Genomic DNA, 20,395 nt, shown 5'->3' on the forward strand with positions numbered 1-20,395 from the left:
AAAGTTACACGGTCTCCAGGGCCACGAGGGCCACCGCGCGGAACGCAGTGCTGGTGCGCAGCGCCGTGCCCACGTCCACCTTGGATGGGTCGGAGCCACGCACCTCGGGCGACAGGTGGGCCAGCACACGCGACGCCGCGAGCGAGGCCGGCACCGCCTGGAAAGCCGCCACCGCCGCCTCGTCGAGCCCCTCCGCCGAACCGGGTCGGCTCAGCGCCTCGCCCTTCGCACCCAGGCACAGGGCCAACGCACAGAGGTAGCCCAGCTCCACTGGCCCGAAGCAGGCCAGCGTCCCCACTCCCAGCACCAGCTCGTCCGGCGAGGCGAGGTACGCCTCCACGCCGCCCGCCGGGCTCAGGAAGACGCGCACCGCTCCCGCCCCCAGCTCCTTCAGCGTAGGCCGCAGGGCCGCGTGCAGACGCGGCATGCTCTCATCCGTCACCGGCACCGCGCTCGAAGGCAGCACGTGGCGGAAGCCCTCGGACAGCGTCACCGGGGAGATCGTCGCGGCCGAGGCGCTCGCCGTGCTGGAGACGAGCGCCGCGCCGAAGCCGTCCACGCGCGCCACCTCCATGGGCACGTCGTCGCAGGCCACCAGCGCCTCGGCGTACAGCGTCCACGCATCCGCGTCCACCGGCTGCTCCCGCAGCAGCTCGGGCCAGAGGTGGATGGCCAGCGCCGCGCCCTCGTAGGTCGGCGAGAGCCGCTCCGCCACCAGACGCTTCGCCTGCGGAGAGAGCTGCCCAGCCTGGAAGAGTCGCTCGGCCAGGCGCACCGCGAACACCACGAGCTGCGCGTCCAGGTACTGGCGGAGGATGTCCTCCAGTTGCGCCGGGTCTTCCGTGAGCCGCTCGCGGAGCTGCAGGGCCTCGCCCGTGAAGCCCTGCGCCTCGGCGAGCCGCACGCGCCGCTCCAGCCGCTCCGGCGTCTCCGGCAACAGCTTGAGCTGCTCGGCGGCCTCCGGCAACCGGCCCAGGGCCTCGTACGCCTCCGCGAGCCGCTCGCGCCACAGCCCCATCGCCGCCGGGCCCGCGAGGATGGCCGCGAGCTGCTCCGCCACCACCACGAAGCGCGCGTGGTTCTTCGTCTCGTCGTAGATGGGCAGTAGGAATTCCAGCGCGCGCACCGTGCCGGGCGCGTCCTCGAGCGCCTTCTCGAAGGCCTCCAGCGCACGCACCTTGTCGCCCGCCCACATCAGCATGTCGCCATGCTCCACATGGAGGCTCCCGCGAGCCTTGGGGTCCGTCTCCAGCAGGATGAGCAGGCCCAGCGTGTCCGCCGCGTCCGCGGTGAGCCCCGCGTCACGCTGCAGCCGGAAGCGCTCGCGCAGCAGCTTGCCCCGCCGCTCCGCCCAGTTGTCCGCCGCCTCGGCCAGCGCCTCGATGCGCTCCTCCAGCGGCAGCGCCCGGACATGGGCGAGCACCGCCTCGGCCAGCGCCTCGGGGAAGCCACCCATGCCCGACAGCAAGCCCCGCAGGCGCTCGGTGAAGCCCGGCACCGTCGCGAGCCAATCCATCGCACGCAGACGGGACTCGGCCGAGGCGCTGTCCGCGCGCAGCACCTCGCCCCGCAGCTCCGTGGCCAGCGCCACGTCCCACTGCGTGAGCAGGTCCGCCAGCCGCAGCAGCCCTTCCCAGTCACCCTCCGCTCGCAGGCCGGTGGCCAGGTCCGTGACGTGCGCGGCATCCGCGTCCGGCCGCGACGCCAGCGCCCACAGCGCTTCGCGGACACGGGCCGCGTCGCCGGCACGCTCGGCCAGCGCCAGTGCACCCGTGAGGTCGCCCGACTCGAGCGCGGGCCCGAAGCCCACCTCGACGGCGCGCGCGGGAGCCCCCAACCGCTGGAAACGCTCGGCCAGCTCCTCGGGGTTCAGCGTGCCCGGAGCCTCCGTGGCCACACGCTCGAGCACCTCGAGGGCCTCGGCGCGCTCGCCTGCGGACTCCCACAGGCCCACCGCCTCCAGCAGCAGCGCCGGCCGCTGGGCGGAGTACGCGAGACGGGCCGCCTGCAACAACGCCTGGGCCGCGCGTCCGGGCTCTTCCACGGCCTGGTGCAGAGCCGCCACCCGTTGCAGCGACTCCACATCGGGCGCGATGGAGACAGCGTCACGAGCCGCGCGCAGCGCCTCCGAGATACGGCCCGCGGACTCGAATTCGCGCGCCGCGGACAGCAGCAGCTCCCGGCGCTCCGCGTTGGAGACAAGCTCCGCCCGAGCCAGACGCACCTCGGCGAGACGCCCCGGCTCCTCGGAGAGCAGCGGCTCCAGCGCCTCCAGCGCCTCGGCGTAGCCAGCACCCGAGGTGCCCCGAGCCACCACCGCCTCCAGCATCTCGCAGGCGAGTGGCTGACGGCCGGCGGCAACTGCCAGGGACGCCAGCTCCAGTCGCAGCAGGGAGGCCTCGTCGGCGTCCTCCGTCGCGGGCACCAGCCGCTCCAGCGTCTCCAGCAGCGCGGCCTGCTCGCCCCGCTTGCGCAGGCCCACCACACGGGCCCGGAGCGCCTCGACGTTGGTCGGATCGGCCTCAGCGGCACGCTCCCGGAGAGCCTCCGCGCGCTGAGGGTCGTCGAGCTGACCCGCGGCGACATCGGCGGCGGCCAGCAACAGCTCCGCGGCGCGAGAGCCACCAGCGGCCTGCGCTCCCGCCTCGTAGACGGCGAGCAGGTCCGCGGGACGGCGCAGGGTACGCAGGCCCAGCACCGCCCGGTCGATGATGCTGACATCCGCGGGACGCAGGCGCGCCAGGTGCAGCAGCGCGTCGATGGAGTCCTTTGGATCCTCGAAGAGGTCCGCCGCGCGGCGGTACAGCACCTCGGCGGTGGCGGCGTCCGCCTTGCGCGCGAGCTTCAGGGAGGCGCGGTACAGGCCCTTGGAGTCACTCGTCCGGCCGTACACCTCGGTGAGGAGCGACAGGGCCTCCTGGCCACGTGCGCCCTCGGGTTCGAGCGCCACCACGGCCTCGAAGGACTCCGCAGCGTCCCGGTACGCGCCCGAAGCCAGCGAAGCGTGACCGAGCCGCAGGTGTGTACGCACGCGCACCGGCACGGGCAGAGACTCGCCTCCGGCGGCGAGCAGGCGTCGGTCATAGGGCTGGGCCGCACCTGGGCCACCACCTTCTGCGGCCAGCTCCGCGCGCGTAGCGAGCGCATCCACATCGTTGCCCGCCTTGGACAGATAGTCGTCGAAGGCCTGGGCGGCGAGCAGCACCTCTCCCGCCTTCAACAGGCTGTCCGCGCGCTCGCGCAGCAGCGGCAGCGCCTGCTCGGGAGGCACGGCGGCAGCACGCAGGGAGAGCAGCTCCGCCAGCCGGCGCACGTCCCCGGCGGCGCGGGCGCGCAGCACATGGAAGGCCTCGGCACTGGAGGGCGCGAGCTCGAAGGCCTGGTCCTCGCACAGCAGCGCGCGCTCCAGCGCACCGGCCTCGCGGAAGGCCTTCGCGGCGGCAAGGTAGCTCTCCGCGGCCTGCGCGGGCGGCTGCTTCTGGGCCCGGCGCAACATCAGCGCTGCGAGCGACTGCGTGTCGCCCGTCTCCGTCAGCCACGCGCGGTGACGCGAGTAGAGCGGCTCCTGGAAGGCGTCTGCGTCCAGCAGCAGGGCGTCGAACTCGGCGGCGTCCGCCTCGCGCCCCATCTCGTGGAGCAGATCCGCCGCCTGGCGGGTAAGGCCCAGATCATCAGGAAGCGCGGAACGAGCGGCGAGCAGCGCAATGGCGGCGGCATCCGGACGCCCGGCACGCTCCCGGTAGAGGGTGGCGGCACGCAGCAGCAACTGCGCACGGCGGGCGGCGTCCTCCTCGAGGGAGGCGGACTCCTCGAACCAGGCGGCCAGCTCGACCACCCGGCCCTCGCGCTCCAGCAACTCGCACAGGAGCGTCTCGGCCTCCTGGAGGGAGCGGTCCTGGCGGAGCGCCTCGCGCAGGAAGCCCTCGGCCTTCTCGGAGTCGCCCAGGACGCCGAGGTGGAGCTTCGCGAGCCGCAGCAGCGCAGGGGCCTTCTCACGCGTGCCGGGCAACAGCGGCAGAGCACGCTCCAGCCAGCGGGCCTCGGCGGCGGTGTCGTCCCGACGCACGGCCAGCTCGATGCCCATGCGTGCCGTGTCGAGCTGCTCGGACAGCGTGAAGGCCCGCTCCAGCGCCACCTCGGCAGCGGGCAGGTCCAGCTTCGCGTCGCGCAGCATCTCCGCGCGGTGACGTTCGCAGTCCGCGGCCTCGTCCGTCCGCTCCTCCTTCTCCAGGAGGAAGCGCAGCGCCTCCAGCGAGCGCAGGGACTCGTCTACCCGGCCCGCCTCCTCGGCCAGGCGCGCGTGCTCCGCGCAGGCGGAGATGGCGCCGTCGAGGTCTCCCTCTTCCTGGCTGAGCGAGGCCACCACCTGGAGCTGGGCCATCAGCTCGGGGACACGGCCCGCTTCGCGGTAGAGCGTGGCGAGCGACTGGTGCAGCGGCAGCGGCTCCTCCGCCATCTCCGCCGCGCGCGTCAGCAGGGAAGCGGCGAGCGCGGAGTCAGCCAGCGAGTCTCGAGCGCGCTCCGACAGCGAGACGAGACGCTCCGCGGTCTTCTCAGAGGGAGGCAGAGCGCGCGCATGGGCGACGAGCACGTCGAAGGCAGCGCGGGGCTCGTCCTTCTCCAGCAGCGCGGCGAGCCGATGGACCGCCACCTCATTCAGCGGGCTCTCGGCAAGCAGGCGCTTGTAGGCCGACACCGCGCGCCGCGAGTCCCCGAGCTTCTCAGCGAGCGCCCCCAGGCGCAGCCAGGCCTTCTCGGCGCGCTCGGGCTCGGCGGAGAAGTCCGCGGCGGCGGCGAGCTGCTCCTGCAAGGGCAGCGCTTCCTTCACGTCGCCTTGCAGGAAGAGAAGCTCGGCCAGCTCGGCAAGCTGCGCGTCGCGGGCAGGCACCAGGGCATGGGCGCGGCGAGCAAACTCCAGGGCCCGGGCCATATCCCCCGCGGCGCGCGCATGGACGGCGCCCTCGCGCAGGAGGGTAGCGGCCTCGGCCGGGGGAAGATGGCTGGTGCCAACGTCGAGGAGCTTCGCGGCCTCGGCGGAGTCTCCCCTGTCGGCGACGAGGGCCACCAGCCGACGGCGCACGTCGATGTTCTCGGGAGCCAGGCGCACCGCCTGCCGCAGCGCGGCCTCGGCGGCCTCGGGCTGCTCCAGGCGCTCCAGGTGGAGGGTGCCCAGCTCGGCGTAGAGAGCGGCGGCCTCAGCGGGAGGCGCGTGCGAGGCCTCGGCGGCGAGCAGGCCAGCGAGGCGCGTCCAGTCCTCCAGGTCACGCAGCACGCGCTGGAGCGCGGCGGTGGCCCCAGCGTGGCGCGGAGCGAGGGAGAGCGCCGCCTCCAGGCTGTCCGCGGCCTCCGAGAGCTTGCCCGTCTTCTCGAGCAGGCTCGCGCGCGCCAGTTGTGCCTCCACCCGGCGGGGCACGGGCCCCTGGCGCGAAGCCTCGGAGAGAGCCTCCGCCTCGGCATCCGGCTGCCCGTCGCGGCGTGCGAGCGTGGCGAGGGCAAAAAAGGCATCACAGCGCTCAGCCGGAGACAGCGGCAGCGCCACGGCGGCGAGCAGGGCCTCGCGAGCCGGGGCACGCGCATCCTTCTCCACCAGCACGGAAGCGAGCGAGAGGAGCCGCGTGCGGGCACGCTCGGCGAGCTCCGGCTCGGAAGCCACCACCTGACGCCAGGCCTCCAGCTCGTCCACGTCGTCGCCAGCCTCGCGGGCGAGCGCGGCGATGGCGAGCCACAGGGGCGCGGGCCGGTGGGAGAGCTTCGTGGCGGCGAGGAAGTCATCGCGCGCGGACTCGGAGCGGCCAGCGTTGCGGTGGAGGGCAGCGCGGCGGGCGAGCAGCTCGGCGCGGGCATCCCCCGAGGCGGCGGTGATGAGGGTACCCAGCAGGGCGAGGCGCTCGGCCTCTTCCTGCGCGGTGCCGGTGCCCGGCGGGGGCAGCAACTCCAGCAGGGCCTGGGTGGCCCAGGTGTCGTGGGGCTCCTCGGCGAGGAGGCTGCGCAGGGCATCGGCGGCCTCGGCGGGGCGGCCCAGGGCGAGCGACAGGTCCGCCAGCTCGCGGCGTGCGTTGCGGCGGGCATCTCCGGAGAGGCGCGGCCACAGCGTGGCGAGCAGGTCCGCCAGGGGCTCGCGCGCCCCGGCCTTGCGGTGGAGGCCAGCAAGCTCCACCTGGGCCTCGAGGTCCTCGGGAGCAAGGGCACAGTACTGCGCGAGCAGGCGGCGGGCGGAGTCCGGGCGACCAGCGCGCACGGCGGCGGCGGAGGCACGGCGGGTGAGGTCCAGCAGCTCGTCCTCGCGGGGCGCGTCCGGGTCCGCCGCGGGCAGGGCCAGCACCGCCTCGAAGTCCTCCAGGGCGGCGCGGGGGTCCGCCTGCATCCGCAGCTCACCGCGGCGCATGCGCGCCGGAGCAAAGGAGGCCTCACGCTCCAGGGCCTCGGCGAGGAAGGCCTCCTCGCGACTGGTGCCCATGGCGAGCACGGAGGCGCGGAAGAGCAACTTCGCGCCGGCGCGGGGCTCCGTCACGAGAGCAGCCTTGCGCGCGAAGAGGCGAGCGGCCTCCAGCTTCTCGCCGCGCTCCAGCTCCAGCTCGGCGAGCGCATCGAGGGCTTCGGCAGCCAAGGGGCCGGTGGGGCTCGCATCGAGCGCGGCGGACAGGCGCAGAAGAGCGGGGCCCTTCTCCCCGCGCTCCAAGAGGACGCGGGCGCTCTGCAGGAAGAGAGGCGCGGCCTCGGCGGCGCGCTCAGCAGCGACGAGGGCCTGGGCACGCGAGGCCCACAGCTCGGCCAGCTCTCGCGTCTCACCGGCCTCGGTGTAGAGGGCCTCCAACCGGGAGGCGAGCGCGTCGTCCAGGCGGCGCAGCGGGAAGGCCTGGGCGTAGGCGGCGATGGCTGCCTCGCGGTCTCCGATCAGCTCGCACGCGCGGCCCAGGCGCGAACGGATGTCCGCGAGGCGCTCGGGGGCGGTGGTGCGCGGCAGCGTGGACAGCAGCGTCTCCAGCGCGCGCCGGGCATGCTCGGGGCGCTCGCAGCGCAGCGAGAGGTCCGCCAGCTCCAGCAGCACGGCCTGGTCCGGAGACAGACGCGCGGCCTTCTCCAGGGCCACCAGCGCCTCGCCCAGACGGCCCAGCCGGGCCTCCAGCACATTGGCCAGCTCGCGCAGCGCTGCCGCCGCGAGCCGCTTGTCTCCCTGCGCCTCGGCCACACGCGCCCGCTCCTCCAGGGCAGTGGCCAGGCCCGCCATGTCCGAGCGCTTGCGCTGGAGGGCGCACAGCTCGCCCAGCGTGGGCAGGTCATCCGGCTCCGCCTTCAGCACCTCCTGGAGGGCCGTGGCGGCGAGGTCCAAATCGAAAGCCAGGTCGCGCGCGGCCACGGAGAGGCGGCGGTACTTCTGCGCGCGCTCCTTGGGCTCGGGCGTGAGGCGCGCGAGGGCGGAGAGGCAACGGGTGAGCAACCCTCCGTCGCGGCGCGCCTCAGCGAGCGCCAGCATGGACTCCAGCGCGGGCTTGTGGTCGGGGTCGGCCTCCAACGCGGAGGTGAGGAGGCGCTCGGCCTTCTCGGGCTGCTGCAGGCGACCGCGGTACAGCTCTCCGGCCTCGGCCCAGAGGGCGGCGCGACGGCCAGGCTCCTCGTGGACAGCGGCGGCCTTCTCCAGCGACTCGGCAAGCTCCTGGGTGCGGCCGGTGGCGCGGAAGTAGGGAATCAGCTCATCAAGCGCGGCGGAGTCGCGCGGGTCCAACGCAAGCGCGGCCTCCAGGTGCTCGCGGGCGCGGGCGGGGTCGCCGAGCTTCGTGCGGTACAGGCGCGCCAGGGCGTGGTGGCTCTGGTGCGCGGCCTGGCGGATGGGCTCGGAGCGCGGCGCGGGGCCGGCCAGCTCCAGCGCTTGCTGGTAGCCGGCGAGCGCCTCCTGCAGCTTGCCCAGCTTCTCAGCCACGCGCGCGGTGGAGAAGAGGGGCTCGGGCTCGCCGGGCAACAGGGTCGTAGCCTCGCGATAGCGCAGCAGCGCATTGTCTGGCTGCTGGAGGCCGTCTTCCCAGATGCGGCCAGCGAGGAGGTTGGCGCGGCCCACTCGGTCCAGCTCATGGCGGGCCATGGCGACTTCGCGCAGGCGGTCCAGGGCCTTGAGGGCGCGCAAGTGCTCGCCGCCGCGGTGGCACAGCTCGCCCAGCAGCAGCAAGGCATCCGGCTGGTCCGGCGCGAGGCGCAGCGCGGCCTCACAGTGCAGGCGGGCGCCAGCGACATCGTCCTCCGTCTGAGCGCACAGCCGCGCGAGGTGCACGTGGGCATCCGCGGCCTCGGCGGGGTCCCGGGCGAGCGCGGCAATGCGGCGGTAGGCGCGCACGGCTCCAGCGCGGTCGCGGCTCTGGTCCGAGGCGCGCGCGAGGGCCTTGAGGGAAGGCAGGTGGTCCGGCTTGAGGCCGAGCACCTCATGCAGCGCCTTCACCGCCACCTGAGGCGCATGGTCCCGCGCGGCGCGGGCGGCGGCCTCGGCGGAGAAGAAGGCAGCGGCCTCCTCGGAGGCGCGGCGCGCCAGGCTGCACAGGGCGAGGTAGCGCTCGGCGGCGCGGGCGTGCTCGTTGCGGCGCTCGCGCACCACGGCCTCACCCCAGAGGGCGGCGGGACTCTTCTCGCGGCGACGCAGCAGGGTGGCGGCCACGTCCAGGGCCAGGTCGTGTGCCTGCGGGTCCGCTACGAGGAGCGACAGCAGGCGCTCAGCGGCGAAGGGGTGGGCGTCCTGGGCGTCCCCGGCCTGGAGGTACGCATCACGGGCCTCGGCGAGCTTGCCCTGGGCAAGGAGCGCCTCGGCGTCGGCGAAGGCGCGGGCGCCCTCGAGGGCCAGCAGCAGCTCCTCATCGGGCGGGGCCGGAGGAGGCAGCCCGCCAGAGGAGAAGCGCAGACGCAGGCCCGCGCTGCTCACCTCAGCGGAGGACAGGCGCGCGGTGTCCAGCACGGGCATCTTGAAGCCCCGGCTGACGGCGGCCTTCTGACAGAGCGCGGGCAGCACGCGGGTGGAGAAGCCGGTGGCGCCGCGCACCTCCACATCGGGCAGGAGGCCCAGCTCGGCCACGGTGGCGGCGAGGAGGCCGGGCACCTGCACCGACGGCGTGGAGGCTAAGCCGTACAGGCGCACGTCGTAGAGGTAGAGAGCGAGCCGCTCCCCATCCGCGTCGAAGGCCACCTTGAAGGTGAGCGGGGTGCGCTCCGGGGCCTGAAGGAAGGCCTGGCCCTCGAGGTAGCCGGGGCGGAAGTGCAGCTTGAGGCCCTCGAGGCCGGCCACGCGTCCGGCCAGCTCCGTCACCTTGCGCGTCACCAGGTCCGCGTCGACGTGCAGCTCCAGGAAGCCGAAGAGGAGCTTCTTGCGCTGGTAGCGCGAGGCCCCTGCGCTGACGTTGAAGGGGAAGGTGACGTCGGGAATCTGCAGCGCGAAGTCGGCGATAGACAGGCCGGGCGCCAGCTCGAGGGACGGAAACCCCACGAAGGCGCGCCTGTCCAACAGGCGCAGCTCGGGGGCGGCGGCTTGCGCTTCGGACGCGGGCTTGGGGGAGTCGCTGTCGGTGGCCATCGCGGGGGCTGCAGAGGAGCACCGGAAGGTACCACGTGGCCTAAGCCCCCGGAATTTTTGCTGATCCCCCGCCCGGAGGGCAGGCAGCGGACCCGCTCACGCCAGACCCGACTGTGCCAGAGTCCGGCCTCCCAGGAGGCCGTTCCATGGAGTCCCCGTCCCTGGCCCCACCGCCCGCCGCGGACGAGGCCCGCTGCCAATCCCACCCCGACCAGGCCGTGCTCGGCACGTGCACCCGCTGCGGGACCTTCTTCTGCGCGTTGGACCGAGAGACCGTCAACGACAAGGACTACTGCACCACCTGCGCCACGCGCCCCGAGGTGGACTACCTGGAGGCGTTCCGGCTCAAGCACTGGGGCAAGCGCGACTCGTGGGCGTGGTTCGTCGGGTTCAGCGCCCTCATCTACCTCGCCGCTGGGGCCCGTCTGCTGATGCGGGAGGGCCTGAGGGACTCCGGGTTGATGGTCGGCCTGATCTCCCTGGCGGGGGGCACCGTGGGCGTGTGCTTCTGGCTGGGGCTGCCGTTCGCCCGACTGGCGCTGTGCTTCGTGCCCATCGTCGCCATGGTGACCTCGGCCTTCACGGTGGGGCCAGGGGCGATAAGCAGTGGCATCTGGCCCATCATCGTCACCCTCTCCATCTACCAGAACACGCGCAACAAGCTCTTCTTCAAGGAGGAGGTCTCGCGCGAGGCACTCGAGAAGGCGTGGAACCTCTACGCCAACAACGCCGTGGCGCGCACCGGTTTCCTGCTCGGCCTCGTCGGGCTGCTCGCCTTCCCGTTGGCGCCGGTGGCGCTGTTGTGCTCCATCATCGGCCTGCGGCGCGTGGACCCCACGGCGACCCCGCCCATCGGACGCAAGGGGCAGGCCATCGCGGGCATCGTGCTCGGCGCGGTGAGCACGCTAGGGTGGACCGCATTTTGGGTAGTCACCAGGCTCAACCAGTTCGGGCAGGCGCACTGAGCCCGGGCACCGAAGGAGGAGGCTCCACAAGATGGCTTCGAGGGTTTCGACGTTTCTGATGTTCGAAGGCAAGGCCGAAGAGGCGATGACGTTCTACGTGTCGCTGTTCAAGGACGCGAGCGTCACCAGCATCAAACGCTATGGCCCGGGAGAGCCTGGCACCGAGGGTTCGGTGATGATGGCTTCGTTCTCCCTCAACGGCCAGCGATTCATGTGCATCGACAGCAGCGTGAAGCACGCGTTCACCTTCACGCCCGCCACCTCGATCTTCGTCGATTGTGAGTCGGAGGCAGAGATCGACACGGTGGCGGCAAAGCTGTCCGAAGGGGGGCAGGTGCTCATGCCGCTGGGCGAGTATCCGTTCGCCCGGAAGTTCATCTGGCTCGCCGACCGGTACGGCGTGTCGTGGCAGCTCAGTCTGACGAACGCCTGAGCGGGCTCGCCCCTGGCATCAGGCCTGGACCAGCCAGGGGCGCAACAGGGCTTCGGCCCGCGCCCTGTCGGTGAACAGCAGCGCCAACCCCACCACCGCCGCGGGTCCCTCCTGGGGCGGGAACACCTGGGCCACCTGCGCCTCCAGCTCCACCACACGCCCGCAGAACTCCAGGACCAGGCTCAGGATGACCTGCGTGTCCCGGGGTAACTGCTTGGAGGTGGAGATGAAAGCCGCCCCCATGCGCAGCTCCCGCTCATAGGCCTGTTGGAAGGTCGTGCCCCCGGACCGCGGAGGAGAGGCTCGCCTGCTTGGACCCCCGTGGATTCGCTGCCTCCCCGCCGCACCGCGGCATATGAGGTTCACTGGGAGTCCTCTACAAGCCCCTATCGGGACAGGACCATGCGAGTTTTCCTGTTCCGCTGCTCGCAGGGAGGGCAGAGTAGCAACCCCGCTTCACGCAAGGCCCCTGCCCGCGACCCCCATTTCCGGCGAAGATGCAGCGCCCGTGATCGATACCGGTACCCTTGTCCTCGATGGCCGCTTCCGTGTGCTCCAGCTCCTCGGCGCAGGCGGCATGGGTGAGGTGTACCTCGGTGAGCAGGTGTCGCTGGGACGTAGGGTGGCCATCAAGGTGCTGCACGCGGACCTGATGGTGCACCCGAGCATGATTGAGCGCTTCAAGCGCGAGGCGCGCATGCTGTCCGCGGTGGAGCACCCCGCCGTGGTGCACGTCATCGACTACGGCCAGGCAGAGGTCGGCGCCTGCCTGGTGATGGAGTACGTGGAGGGCGAGAACCTCTATGACGTGCTGCAGCTGGGAGCCATGGCGCCGTCGCGCGCGCTGCCCCTGCTGTACCAGCTCGCCGAAGGCCTGGCGGCCATCCACGACAAGGGCATCATCCACCGCGACCTCAAGCCGGAGAACGTGCTCCTCACCAAGGGGCTGCGCGGAGAGCAGGCGCGGCTGCTGGACTTCGGCATCGCCCGACTGGTGGAGCCGGACGCCTCGAGCAGCAACCTCAGCCAGGTAGGACTGGTGGTGGGCACGCCGGAGTACCTCTCGCCGGAGCAGGCGGTGGGCGCGCCGGTGGACACGCGCAGCGACCTGTACTCCTTCGGGGTGCTCGCCTACCGCATGCTCTCGGGCCAGCTCCCCTTCCCCGGTCCCGGGCCAACGCAGTACGTCGCCCAGCATGCCGCCGCGACGCCCATGCCCCTTATCGAGGCCGCGCCCACGCTCGTGGGTCACCCCACGCTCGTCTCGCTGGTGATGCAGCTGCTGCAGAAGGCGCCCACCCACCGGTTGCCGAGCGCCACCGCGCTGGTGGATGCGCTCGGAGCACTGGCGGCCGCGGGAGCCCAGGGGATGGTGGGCGTGCCCGTGGCGATGGCGGTGGGCGCTGCCTCCCCGAGCATCTCCGCCTTCCTCGTCCCCGACGCGTCTGACCCGGTTGGGAGCGGAACGGCCCCCTTCTCCGTCCTCCAGGAGAAGCCGGCCGAGTCCCCTTCCTCGGGCACGGCCGTCTTCGGCCCTCCCCCTCCGGTAGCGGCCCCCGTGGCAGCGCCCGTGCCGGCCCCCGTGGCAGCACCCGCACCGGCCCCCGCGAGCAATGGCCGCGCGTCCTCCCAAGCGCCGACCCTCCAGGCCCGACACATGGCGCTGCCCGAGGGGGCTTCCTCGCCCTCACGGGCACCGACCCGTCCCTCGCAGTCAGCCGTGGCGGCCGTGGTGTACGAGAAGCACGTGGCGCGCGCCGGTACGGTCGTGCCCGCCCCGAAGCCCGCGGGCACCGTGGCCCCCATTGGCAGCGGGACGCTCTCGGGCAGCAAGCCGCAGAACCTGACGGTGATGCTCACCGACCTGCAGGGCTTCACCGAGCGCACCTCGCGGCAGACGCACGAGCAGAACGCGCGGATGCTGGAGACGCACGACGGGCTGCTGCTGCCGCTGGTGCGCCAGTACGGTGGGCGCGTGGTGCAGAAGCGGGGAGACTCGCTGCTGGTCGTCTTCACCTCGCCCACCCACTCGGTGCTGTGCGGCATGGCCATGCAGGATCGGCTGTGGCGGCACAACCAGACGTGCGGCCCGGACGAGCAGCTGCCCGTGCGCATCTGCCTCCACACGGGCGAAGTGCTCGTCTCGCGCGACGCCGTGCTCGGTGAGCCGGTGGAGGTGGTGAAGGCGGTGGAGCAGGTGGCCGAGGCCGGCGAAGTCGTCTTCACCGAGTCGGTGAACCTCGCGCGCAACCGGGTGGAGGGAGATGCCGAGCCCTGCGGCAGCGTGCCGATGCCGGGCAATGGCGAGCCGCTGCGCCTCCACCGGTGCCGCCGCGCCCCGGAGGGCCTGCCCTTCGGAGGCCAGGACGAGGTATCCCTCAGTCCGCCCATCGAGGAGCAGCTCGGCCCGGTGATGAGGCCGGCGCGGGCGGTGGCGGACCTGGCACGCACGCTGGCCGAGCGGGCAGTGACGCTCGCGAAGGCCTACCCGCGCCAGACGCTGGGTGGAGCCTTGGGACTGGTGGCGGTGCTGTCCCTGGGCACGCTCGAGATGGCGCGTCGCGCCGAGCCCGAGTACCAGGCGCGGGAGCTGCTGGAGGCGGGCAAACCGGCGGATGCTCTGAAGCGCCTGGCGGAGGTGCCCGCGGACGCGAAGAAGAACGCCCCGATGCTCGAGGTGCGCGCGCAGGCGCTGCACGCGCTGGAGCGGCACGAGGAGGAGCACACGGTGCTCGCCACGCTGGCCGCTGAGCCACGCGAGTCCATCGCGGAGCCGGTGCTGGACGGGCTGGCCTCGGACTTCGGGGAGGACGAAGCGGACAAGGGCCTGCGCAAGCTGCTGTCCTCGCTCCCCAAGGAGCCGGTGAAGAAGCGCTTCGAGGAGCTGGCGGAGGAGGAGCCCTCTGCGAGGCAGTGGGGCGCGCTGCGCTACCTCGAGGCCGTGCAATCCACCGACGGGCTGGACCTGGTGAAGCTGTACACGCGCTCGCTCGAGTCGAAGAACTGCGGCGTGCGGGCGCGCTCGGCGCGGCGGCTGGCGGGACTGGGAGACCCGGAGGCAGTGCCCGCCCTGGAGCAGCTCAGCAAGCTGCCCAAGGAGAAGGCCGTGGTCGGCTCGAAGAACTGCGGCCAGGACGAGGCAAAGGACGCCCTCGAGACGCTGTCCAAGAAGTGAGCGTCCCCCGCTCCCGGGGCCTCAACTCCTGTCAGTCATCATCATCGTCATCATGATGCTTGGAGTGGCCCTTCTTCTTTTTTCCACGGCCATGCCCGCGGCCGTCATCGTCGTCATCCCAGTCCCGGCCCTTGTCCCGGTCCTTGACCTTCTCGTCGATGCGCAGGAGCTCGCGGGTATAGGCGTGGTAGTCGATGTGCAGGTGGCCTTTGGCACTCGGGGCGTAGGCCTGGAACTTCACCTTCCACACGTCATTGCCCTTGAGGTGGGCCTCCTTGAGGTCGCACCGATAGCCACGACCGCGGCACTCCGAGAACCCCAGCGACACGGCCTCGTCGTACGACATGGCACGAGGGGGCGGCGGACGCGGTGAGGGGTGATGGGGGTAGTACCCCCGTACGAGGCAGCCGGGTGTGAGGCAGAGCAATCCGAGGAGCAAAGCGGTTCGCATGCCTCCTCATAACGCACGAGGGGCGCTTCGCTTCAAACCCACACGGGCACCGCGCTTCCTACCTACAGCGCGGTGGGTGAAGCGAAGCTGACAAAGAGCTCTCCGGTGAGCCAGGCGCGCTGGCCCTTGGCCGCGGCACGCAGGAAATCGTTGAGGACGGGCCCGCTCTGGCCAGCGCGATGGGTGCGCGGGAAGAGGAGGTTCATGCGCGAGCGGGCGATGCCCTTGCTGCCCCGGTGGATGAAGGTGACGGTGCCGTCCAGCTCAACGGTCTCCACGACGGCGATGTGAGTCATGCCGTCGTTGCGCTTGCCGTCGCGGTTGCGATCGTAGGTCTCGCGGAAGAAGACGAGGTCGCCTGGACGGGGGCGGCGGCTGTGAATGGCGCCCCGGTCCTGCGCGCGGCGGTAGATGGCGGAGACGGCGTTCTCCCCGTTGAGGAAGCCGTGGTTGACCAGGTCGATGCCTCCCTTCTGGTAGGCGAGCCGTACGAAGCCGGAGCAGTCATCCGGGACACTGCGGTCCACACGGCCGAGCTGCTTCACCCCCACGAGCTGAACCGCGCGCTCGACGATGAGGGCCGCGGCGCGCGAGGGCGCCCCTGTGAACCCCAGACGCGAGGAGCGCAGGCTGGTGGCTCCGGACACAAGCCGTGCAACCTCCACCGTGGTGCTCAGCGCCCGCGCCACCTCTTCCATCGAGGCGTCGCCAGACGACACCGCTTCGGCCCGGGGAGCCAACTCGGAGCCCCCCGGAGAGGACGAAGCCGGAGCAGCCGGATGGCGAGCGGGCGAAGTGCCAGCACAAGCGGCGAGGAGACACACTGAAACGAGAAGCACACAGCGCATGCGGAGTTCCCTGGAAACGAAAGGGGGCGACATTATCCACCTCTGCCTCCGCCTGCACCCTCTGCGTCCAAGCGTGTGTGCTGCCTCGCCCGCCCCTCAGCCAACCTTGGCCGCCAAAGGCAGCCGGAAGGTGAAGGCGCTGCCGCTGCCCACCTTGCTCTCCACCGAGAGGTCCCCTCCGTACTCCTTCAGAATATTGCGCACCACCGGGAGGCCCAGGCCCGTCCCCCGGCCCGGAGGCTTGGTGGTGAACCACGGCTCGAAGATGCTGGAGAGCTTCTCCTCGGGGATGCCGACCCCGGTGTCCTCCACGCAGCAGCAAGCGAAGCCCGACACGCTGTCCTCGAAGAGCCGCACCCGCACCTCCGCGGGCCGGTCGCGCACCGACTCCACCGCATCGGCGGCATTGCTCACCAGGTTGAGCAATACCTGTTCCACGCGCGTCCGGCTCGCCTCCACCCAGAGGGGGGACTCGAGCACCAAGGCCGACACCTTCAGGTGCTTGGTGATACCCGCCGTGCGCAACATGGCCAACGCGCCCGACACCAGCTCGCGCAGATCCATCCGCTCCACCGTCATCCGCCCCGGCCGGCCCAGGTCCATCAAGTGCCGTCCGTGCGTGGCCACGTGCTCGCACGCCCAGCCCAGCTCCTCCAGCTCCTCGGCGTCTGGCGGCAGGCCGCGCCGCGCGCACTCGTGGAAGGAGGTCCTCAGGCTATTGAGCACGGTGGAGATATTGCGCAGCTCATGCCCCACGCCGGCCGCCAGCGTGCCCAACGTCGCCAGTCGCTCCACCTGCAGCAACTGGTTGCGCGTCCGCTCCAGCTCCGCTTCCAACATCTCGCGGTAGCGCACGCGCTCGGTGACATCCTGGGCGAGGCCCATCGCCCCCGTGAGCGTGCCGGACTCGTCGAACACCGGCGAGAAACGTGTCTCGTAGTGAATGCCGTCAAACGAGATGTGGCTCGTGAAGGACTCACCGGACAAAGCCCGCCGGGTCTGCGCGAGGATGTCCGGTTGGTCGGCGTAGAGCTCAAAGATGGAGTGGCCCACCAGCCACCCCGGCTCGAGTCCCAGCGGGGCCAGCGCTCCTCCATCCGAGAAGGTGATGATGCCTTGCGTATCCAGCGACCAGAGGGTCATCTGCGCGCCGCGAATCGCCGTGCGCAACCGCATCTCACTGAGGGCCAGGGCGCGCTGCACGGTCTCGCGCTCAGCCACCTGCGCCCTCAACATGCGATTGGCCGCCTCGCCCGCGGTGAGCGCCACCTGGAACTGCGCCTGCGCCTCGCGCCGCTCGGTGACATCAATGAGGATGCCAAGCACTCCGCAGATGGCGCCCTCCCCATCCCGCAGGGGCACCTTGCTCGTCTGCGTCCACCGCTGTTGGCCGTCACTGCCCCGCACGGGCTCCTCGCACTCGGGCAGCGGCTGCCCCGATTGCAGCACCTGCTGGTCGCACGCACGGTAGAAGTCCGCGTCCTCCTTGCGCCAGGGCAGCTCGTAGTCGGTGAGCCCCACCACCACGTCCGGGGAGGCCAGGCCGGTGATGCTCGCGAAGGCAGCGTTGCACCCGAGGTAGCGCAGATCTCTCCCCTTCCAGAAGATGGGGTACGGCAGCGCGTCGAGGATGCGCCGGAACAGCGCGGCCTCCTCCTGCACCGGTGCCTGCACGAAGGCTTCACGCGCCCGCATGGTTCCTCCCCCCAGCCCTGAGAGCAGGGTCAGCTCGAACATAACGGCCTGTCGGAGGACGTCGGGAAGGAGCCGCCCAAGGTGTTCGCCGCTGGACGCCAGGAAAGCGCCTGCGCTGGCCCACGACATTGCAACCTGCCCAAGGACAGGTATCTCAGCGTCGGCGGGACGGGAACCCAAGGCCCGCGAGCCTCCCTCTCCTCAGGCGGAGCGGGCCTCGCTCTCCGGCGCCTCGTCCTCGCACGAGGGCACGAGGGGCACGACCGCGTTCGCACCCTCGGGCTGGCGCAACAGCCGCTCCGCGCACGCCGCCAGGGCAAACAGCACGTAGAAGTGGACCGCCACCAGGAAGCCCGCGAAGAGGCACGTCACCAGGTAGCCCACCACCGACGCGGCGAGCGCGCGCGCCAGCCAGCCCCGCTCCCGCTCTCGGGCAGCCTCCATCAAGGGGCCGAGCACCGCCCCGATGAACCCCAAGAAAAGCACCAGCCCCAAGAAGCCCAAGTCCGAGATGACCTGGAGGAAGATGTTGTGCGCGGCGTACACCCGCCCCGAGCCCGCTTCAGGCCCATAGAGGTGCCACGCGTAGCGGAAGGTGCCCGCCCCCAGTCCCAGCAGCGGGTGCTCCATGCTCGTGCGGGAGGCCACCTTCCACGCCTCGACCCGGCTCATCGCCGAGGCATCCTGCTCGAAGCTCGATACCGACTGGGTGCGCGTCCAGAAGTTCTGCGGAGAGAGCACCAGCATCCCCACCGCCACCAGCCCGACGAGCACGATACGGCCCGGACGGCGCTCCAACACCAACCAGGTCACTCCGGCCGCCACCAACCCGAGGAAGCCGCCGCGCGAGTAGCTCAGCACCATGGCGGTCACCGCCATCACCCCGGCGACGACACACGCCAATCGCATCCACCTCGGGTTCTGCCGGCGCGCGGTGATGGCCAGCGCCAGGGGCACCACGATTCCCACGCTCATCGCCATGCGGTTGGGGTCTGCGTACACCCCCAGCCAGCGCGCCCGGTAGCCCTCCACCAGGTCCACGCCCGCGCGGTGCCACCCGATGACCCCATGTGTGGTGACGATGGAACCCAGGATGAGCGCGAGGCACGCCCAGAGCATGCGCCGCTCCGTCGTCACCAGGTTGACGATCGTCATATAGAGGATGACCCACTTGAGCAGCTCGGTGGCCGTGAAGTGGGAGGCCGCCGGGTACAGCGACCAGGAGATGGACGCGAAGGTCATCCCGCAGAAGACCAGGAGCGTCACGCCCCGTCCGCCATCCACCAGGAAGCGCTCGCGCCGCCTCAGCCGCCCGAGAAGCAGCAGTCCGGTGGCGGCGGCCGAGGTCAACACCGCGACCCGCCACCTCGCCAGCCAGGGAATCCACTCGCCCGGGATGACGTAGATGCAGACAAGGAATGAGAGGAGCAGGGCAAAGGCCCAGCCGTCACGGCTTTGCACTGAAGTTCGGCCCATCCCCCATCCTCCGGAACGACACCCGGCCGGCGCATTCATCGACGGCGCGCAAGCTAGGCACCGCCAACCCGTCAGGCCATCACTCCGCGTCTCCATTGCCCACTATGCGAAGGTGGTCACGTCCGACCGCTTCTGCACAGTCCAGCCGGACAGGGGGGCGCCTTCAGGCCCCACGCGCCACGCCTGCCTGGCTGCCTTTCGGGGGAATCATCCCCGTCCAGCTCTTGTCCCTAGTCACTTCACTTTTTCTCCGGAAGGTGCGGACAACCATGCGAGTCAAAACCCTGGCGCTTCTCACCTCGGCCGCGCTGGCCACCGCCGCCTGCGGAGGCACTTCGCCCGGTGGGGCATCTCCCACTGCCGTGCCGGATGTCCCCACGGCTGGCGAGCAGCCGAGCGCTGCTCCTGCTCCTGCTCCATCCCCGAGCAGCCAACCCCCCGTCCCCTCCTCCGTCCCCGAGCCCTCGTCGCCTGAGCACGAGTGGGTGGTGAGCCCCACGGGCAATGACACAGCAGCTGGCACGGAGGCCGCGCCCTTGCGCACCATCTCCCGCGCCATCGCCCTGGCCCGGCCCGGCCACCGCATCCGAGTACTCGCCGGCACCTATGCCGAGCGCATCCTCCTGGACGACTCCGCTCCTGCGGGCACCGCTGACGCCCCCATCACCCTGGAGGGAGAGGGCAAGCCGACCCTCGTCCCGAGCAACGAGCCCGGAGCCCAAGTGACGCTGGAGCGCCCCCATTGGCACATCCGCGGCTTCAACATCGACCTGAAGGGGCGAGCCCTCTTCGGAGTGGCCTTCGCCGGCAATACCGAGGGCTCACTGCTGGCGGATTCCGAGGTCCACCACGCTGCCTACGGGGCCGGGGTCAGCATCCATCGGGGCGCTCGCGGCGCGACGCTGGAGAACAACCACATCCACCACATCTGGCTCGGCGAGGGCAAGGACGCGCACGGCGTCTCCATCCAACCCACCGTCCGAGACATCACCCTCCGCAACAATGTCATCCATGACAACTCGGGCGACGCCATCCAGTGCTACAGCCCGGATGGCGCGGAGCCCGCGGAGCCGGCCACCCACATCGTCATCGAGGACAATGACCTCTACGGCAACTACGAGCAGTCCCTGGACATCAAGACGTGCCGGGACCTGGTCATCCGCCGCAATCGCATGCATGACAACCAGCCGCGCGGCAACGGCGCCATGGTCGTGCACATGTCCGCCAGCAACGTCCTCATCGAGGAGAATGACTTCTTCCACGCGGGCACGGCCATCGGCGTAGGCGGCAACCGCTACGGCCCCATGCCCTCCGGCGTCGTCATCCAGCGCAACCTCATCCGCGACATGCGCACCGATGGCGGCAGGCTCGGCTCCGGCGTGGCGCTCGAAAACTCCGAGGGCACCCAGGTGCTCGACAACACCTTCACGCGGCTACCAGGACCGGCCCTCGTGATGGGTGGCGGCACCGGTGGCCCCACCTCCAACCTGGTGGTGAAGAACAACCTCGTGGACGTCCCCCAGGCCTTGAAGGTGGGCAGCCACGCTCCGGGCCTGCAGATGGACAACAACCTCTACCAGCCCGGCGCCGTCTTCCAGATTGGCGAGGCCCTGAACCTCGAGCAATGGAAGGCCCAGGGGCAGGACGCCAACTCCCAGGAGGCGGACGCCCAGCTCGACTCGAGCCCTCTGGCTCCCACCAACACCTCCGCTGTCGACCAGGGCGCGCCCCTCGGCAATGAAAGGGATTGTGGGACGGCTCCAGACATTGGCACTGTAAAAACAGGCTGCTGACGCCTGCCTGCC

General features: G+C 71.3%; 10 protein-coding genes. 4 read left to right on the forward strand and 6 right to left on the reverse strand.

Annotation, left to right across the window (positions count from 1 at the left end):
• Window positions 1–4 precede the first annotated feature (4 nt).
• On the reverse strand, window positions 5–9,547 hold the full coding sequence (locus tag OV287_RS46150; RefSeq protein WP_267540439.1) for a flagellar hook-length control protein FliK: 9,543 nt from the start codon (window positions 9,545–9,547) through the stop codon (window positions 5–7).
• A gap of 146 nt (window positions 9,548–9,693) precedes the next feature.
• Between OV287_RS46150 and OV287_RS46155 the strand changes: the two genes are divergently transcribed.
• On the forward strand, window positions 9,694–10,512 hold the full coding sequence (locus tag OV287_RS46155; RefSeq protein WP_267540440.1) for a DUF4190 domain-containing protein: 819 nt from the start codon (window positions 9,694–9,696) through the stop codon (window positions 10,510–10,512).
• A 31-nt stretch (window positions 10,513–10,543) separates the two neighbouring features.
• The gene (locus OV287_RS46160; protein ID WP_267540441.1) at window positions 10,544–10,945 is read left to right on the forward strand and encodes a VOC family protein; all 402 of its coding nucleotides are present in this window, start codon (window positions 10,544–10,546) and stop codon (window positions 10,943–10,945) included.
• An 18-nt stretch (window positions 10,946–10,963) separates the two neighbouring features.
• On the opposite strand, the gene OV287_RS46165 is transcribed toward OV287_RS46160, so the two are convergent.
• Window positions 10,964–11,188, reverse strand: coding sequence for a hypothetical protein (locus OV287_RS46165; protein ID WP_267540442.1), 225 nt, complete (start codon window positions 11,186–11,188; stop codon window positions 10,964–10,966).
• Between the two features lie 265 nt (window positions 11,189–11,453).
• Here OV287_RS46165 and OV287_RS46170 point away from each other — a divergent pair, with 265 nt between their 5' ends.
• Window positions 11,454–14,120 carry a protein kinase domain-containing protein gene (locus tag OV287_RS46170; protein ID WP_267540443.1) on the forward strand — a complete coding sequence of 889 codons (2,667 nt, stop codon included), beginning with the start codon at window positions 11,454–11,456 and terminating at the stop codon, window positions 14,118–14,120.
• A 31-nt stretch (window positions 14,121–14,151) separates the two neighbouring features.
• Here OV287_RS46170 and OV287_RS46175 read toward each other — a convergent pair whose 3' ends face one another.
• The 4 genes from OV287_RS46175 to OV287_RS46190 all read right to left on the reverse strand — a co-directional run bounded on the left by OV287_RS46175 (window position 14,152) and on the right by OV287_RS46190 (window position 18,590).
• Window positions 14,152–14,571: a hypothetical protein gene (locus tag OV287_RS46175; RefSeq protein ID WP_267540444.1), complete on the reverse strand. Its 420-nt coding sequence runs from the start codon at window positions 14,569–14,571 to the stop codon at window positions 14,152–14,154.
• Between the two features lie 62 nt (window positions 14,572–14,633).
• On the reverse strand, window positions 14,634–15,311 hold the full coding sequence (locus OV287_RS46180; protein WP_308809796.1) for an NlpC/P60 family protein: 678 nt from the start codon (window positions 15,309–15,311) through the stop codon (window positions 14,634–14,636).
• 204 nt (window positions 15,312–15,515) lie between these two features.
• Window positions 15,516–17,114, reverse strand: coding sequence for a PAS domain-containing sensor histidine kinase (locus OV287_RS46185; protein ID WP_267540446.1), 1,599 nt, complete (start codon window positions 17,112–17,114; stop codon window positions 15,516–15,518).
• A 201-nt stretch (window positions 17,115–17,315) separates the two neighbouring features.
• Window positions 17,316–18,590, reverse strand: a complete 1,275-nt coding sequence (locus tag OV287_RS46190; protein ID WP_267540447.1) for an O-antigen ligase family protein — start codon at window positions 18,588–18,590, stop codon at window positions 17,316–17,318.
• A 269-nt stretch (window positions 18,591–18,859) separates the two neighbouring features.
• Between OV287_RS46190 and OV287_RS46195 the strand changes: the two genes are divergently transcribed.
• On the forward strand, window positions 18,860–20,383 hold the full coding sequence (locus OV287_RS46195) for a right-handed parallel beta-helix repeat-containing protein (RefSeq protein WP_267540448.1): 1,524 nt from the start codon (window positions 18,860–18,862) through the stop codon (window positions 20,381–20,383).
• Window positions 20,384–20,395: the final 12 nt, after the last annotated feature.

It is taken from the genome of Archangium lansingense, assembly GCF_026626635.1.
Lineage (GTDB): Bacteria > Myxococcota > Myxococcia > Myxococcales > Myxococcaceae > Archangium > Archangium lansingense.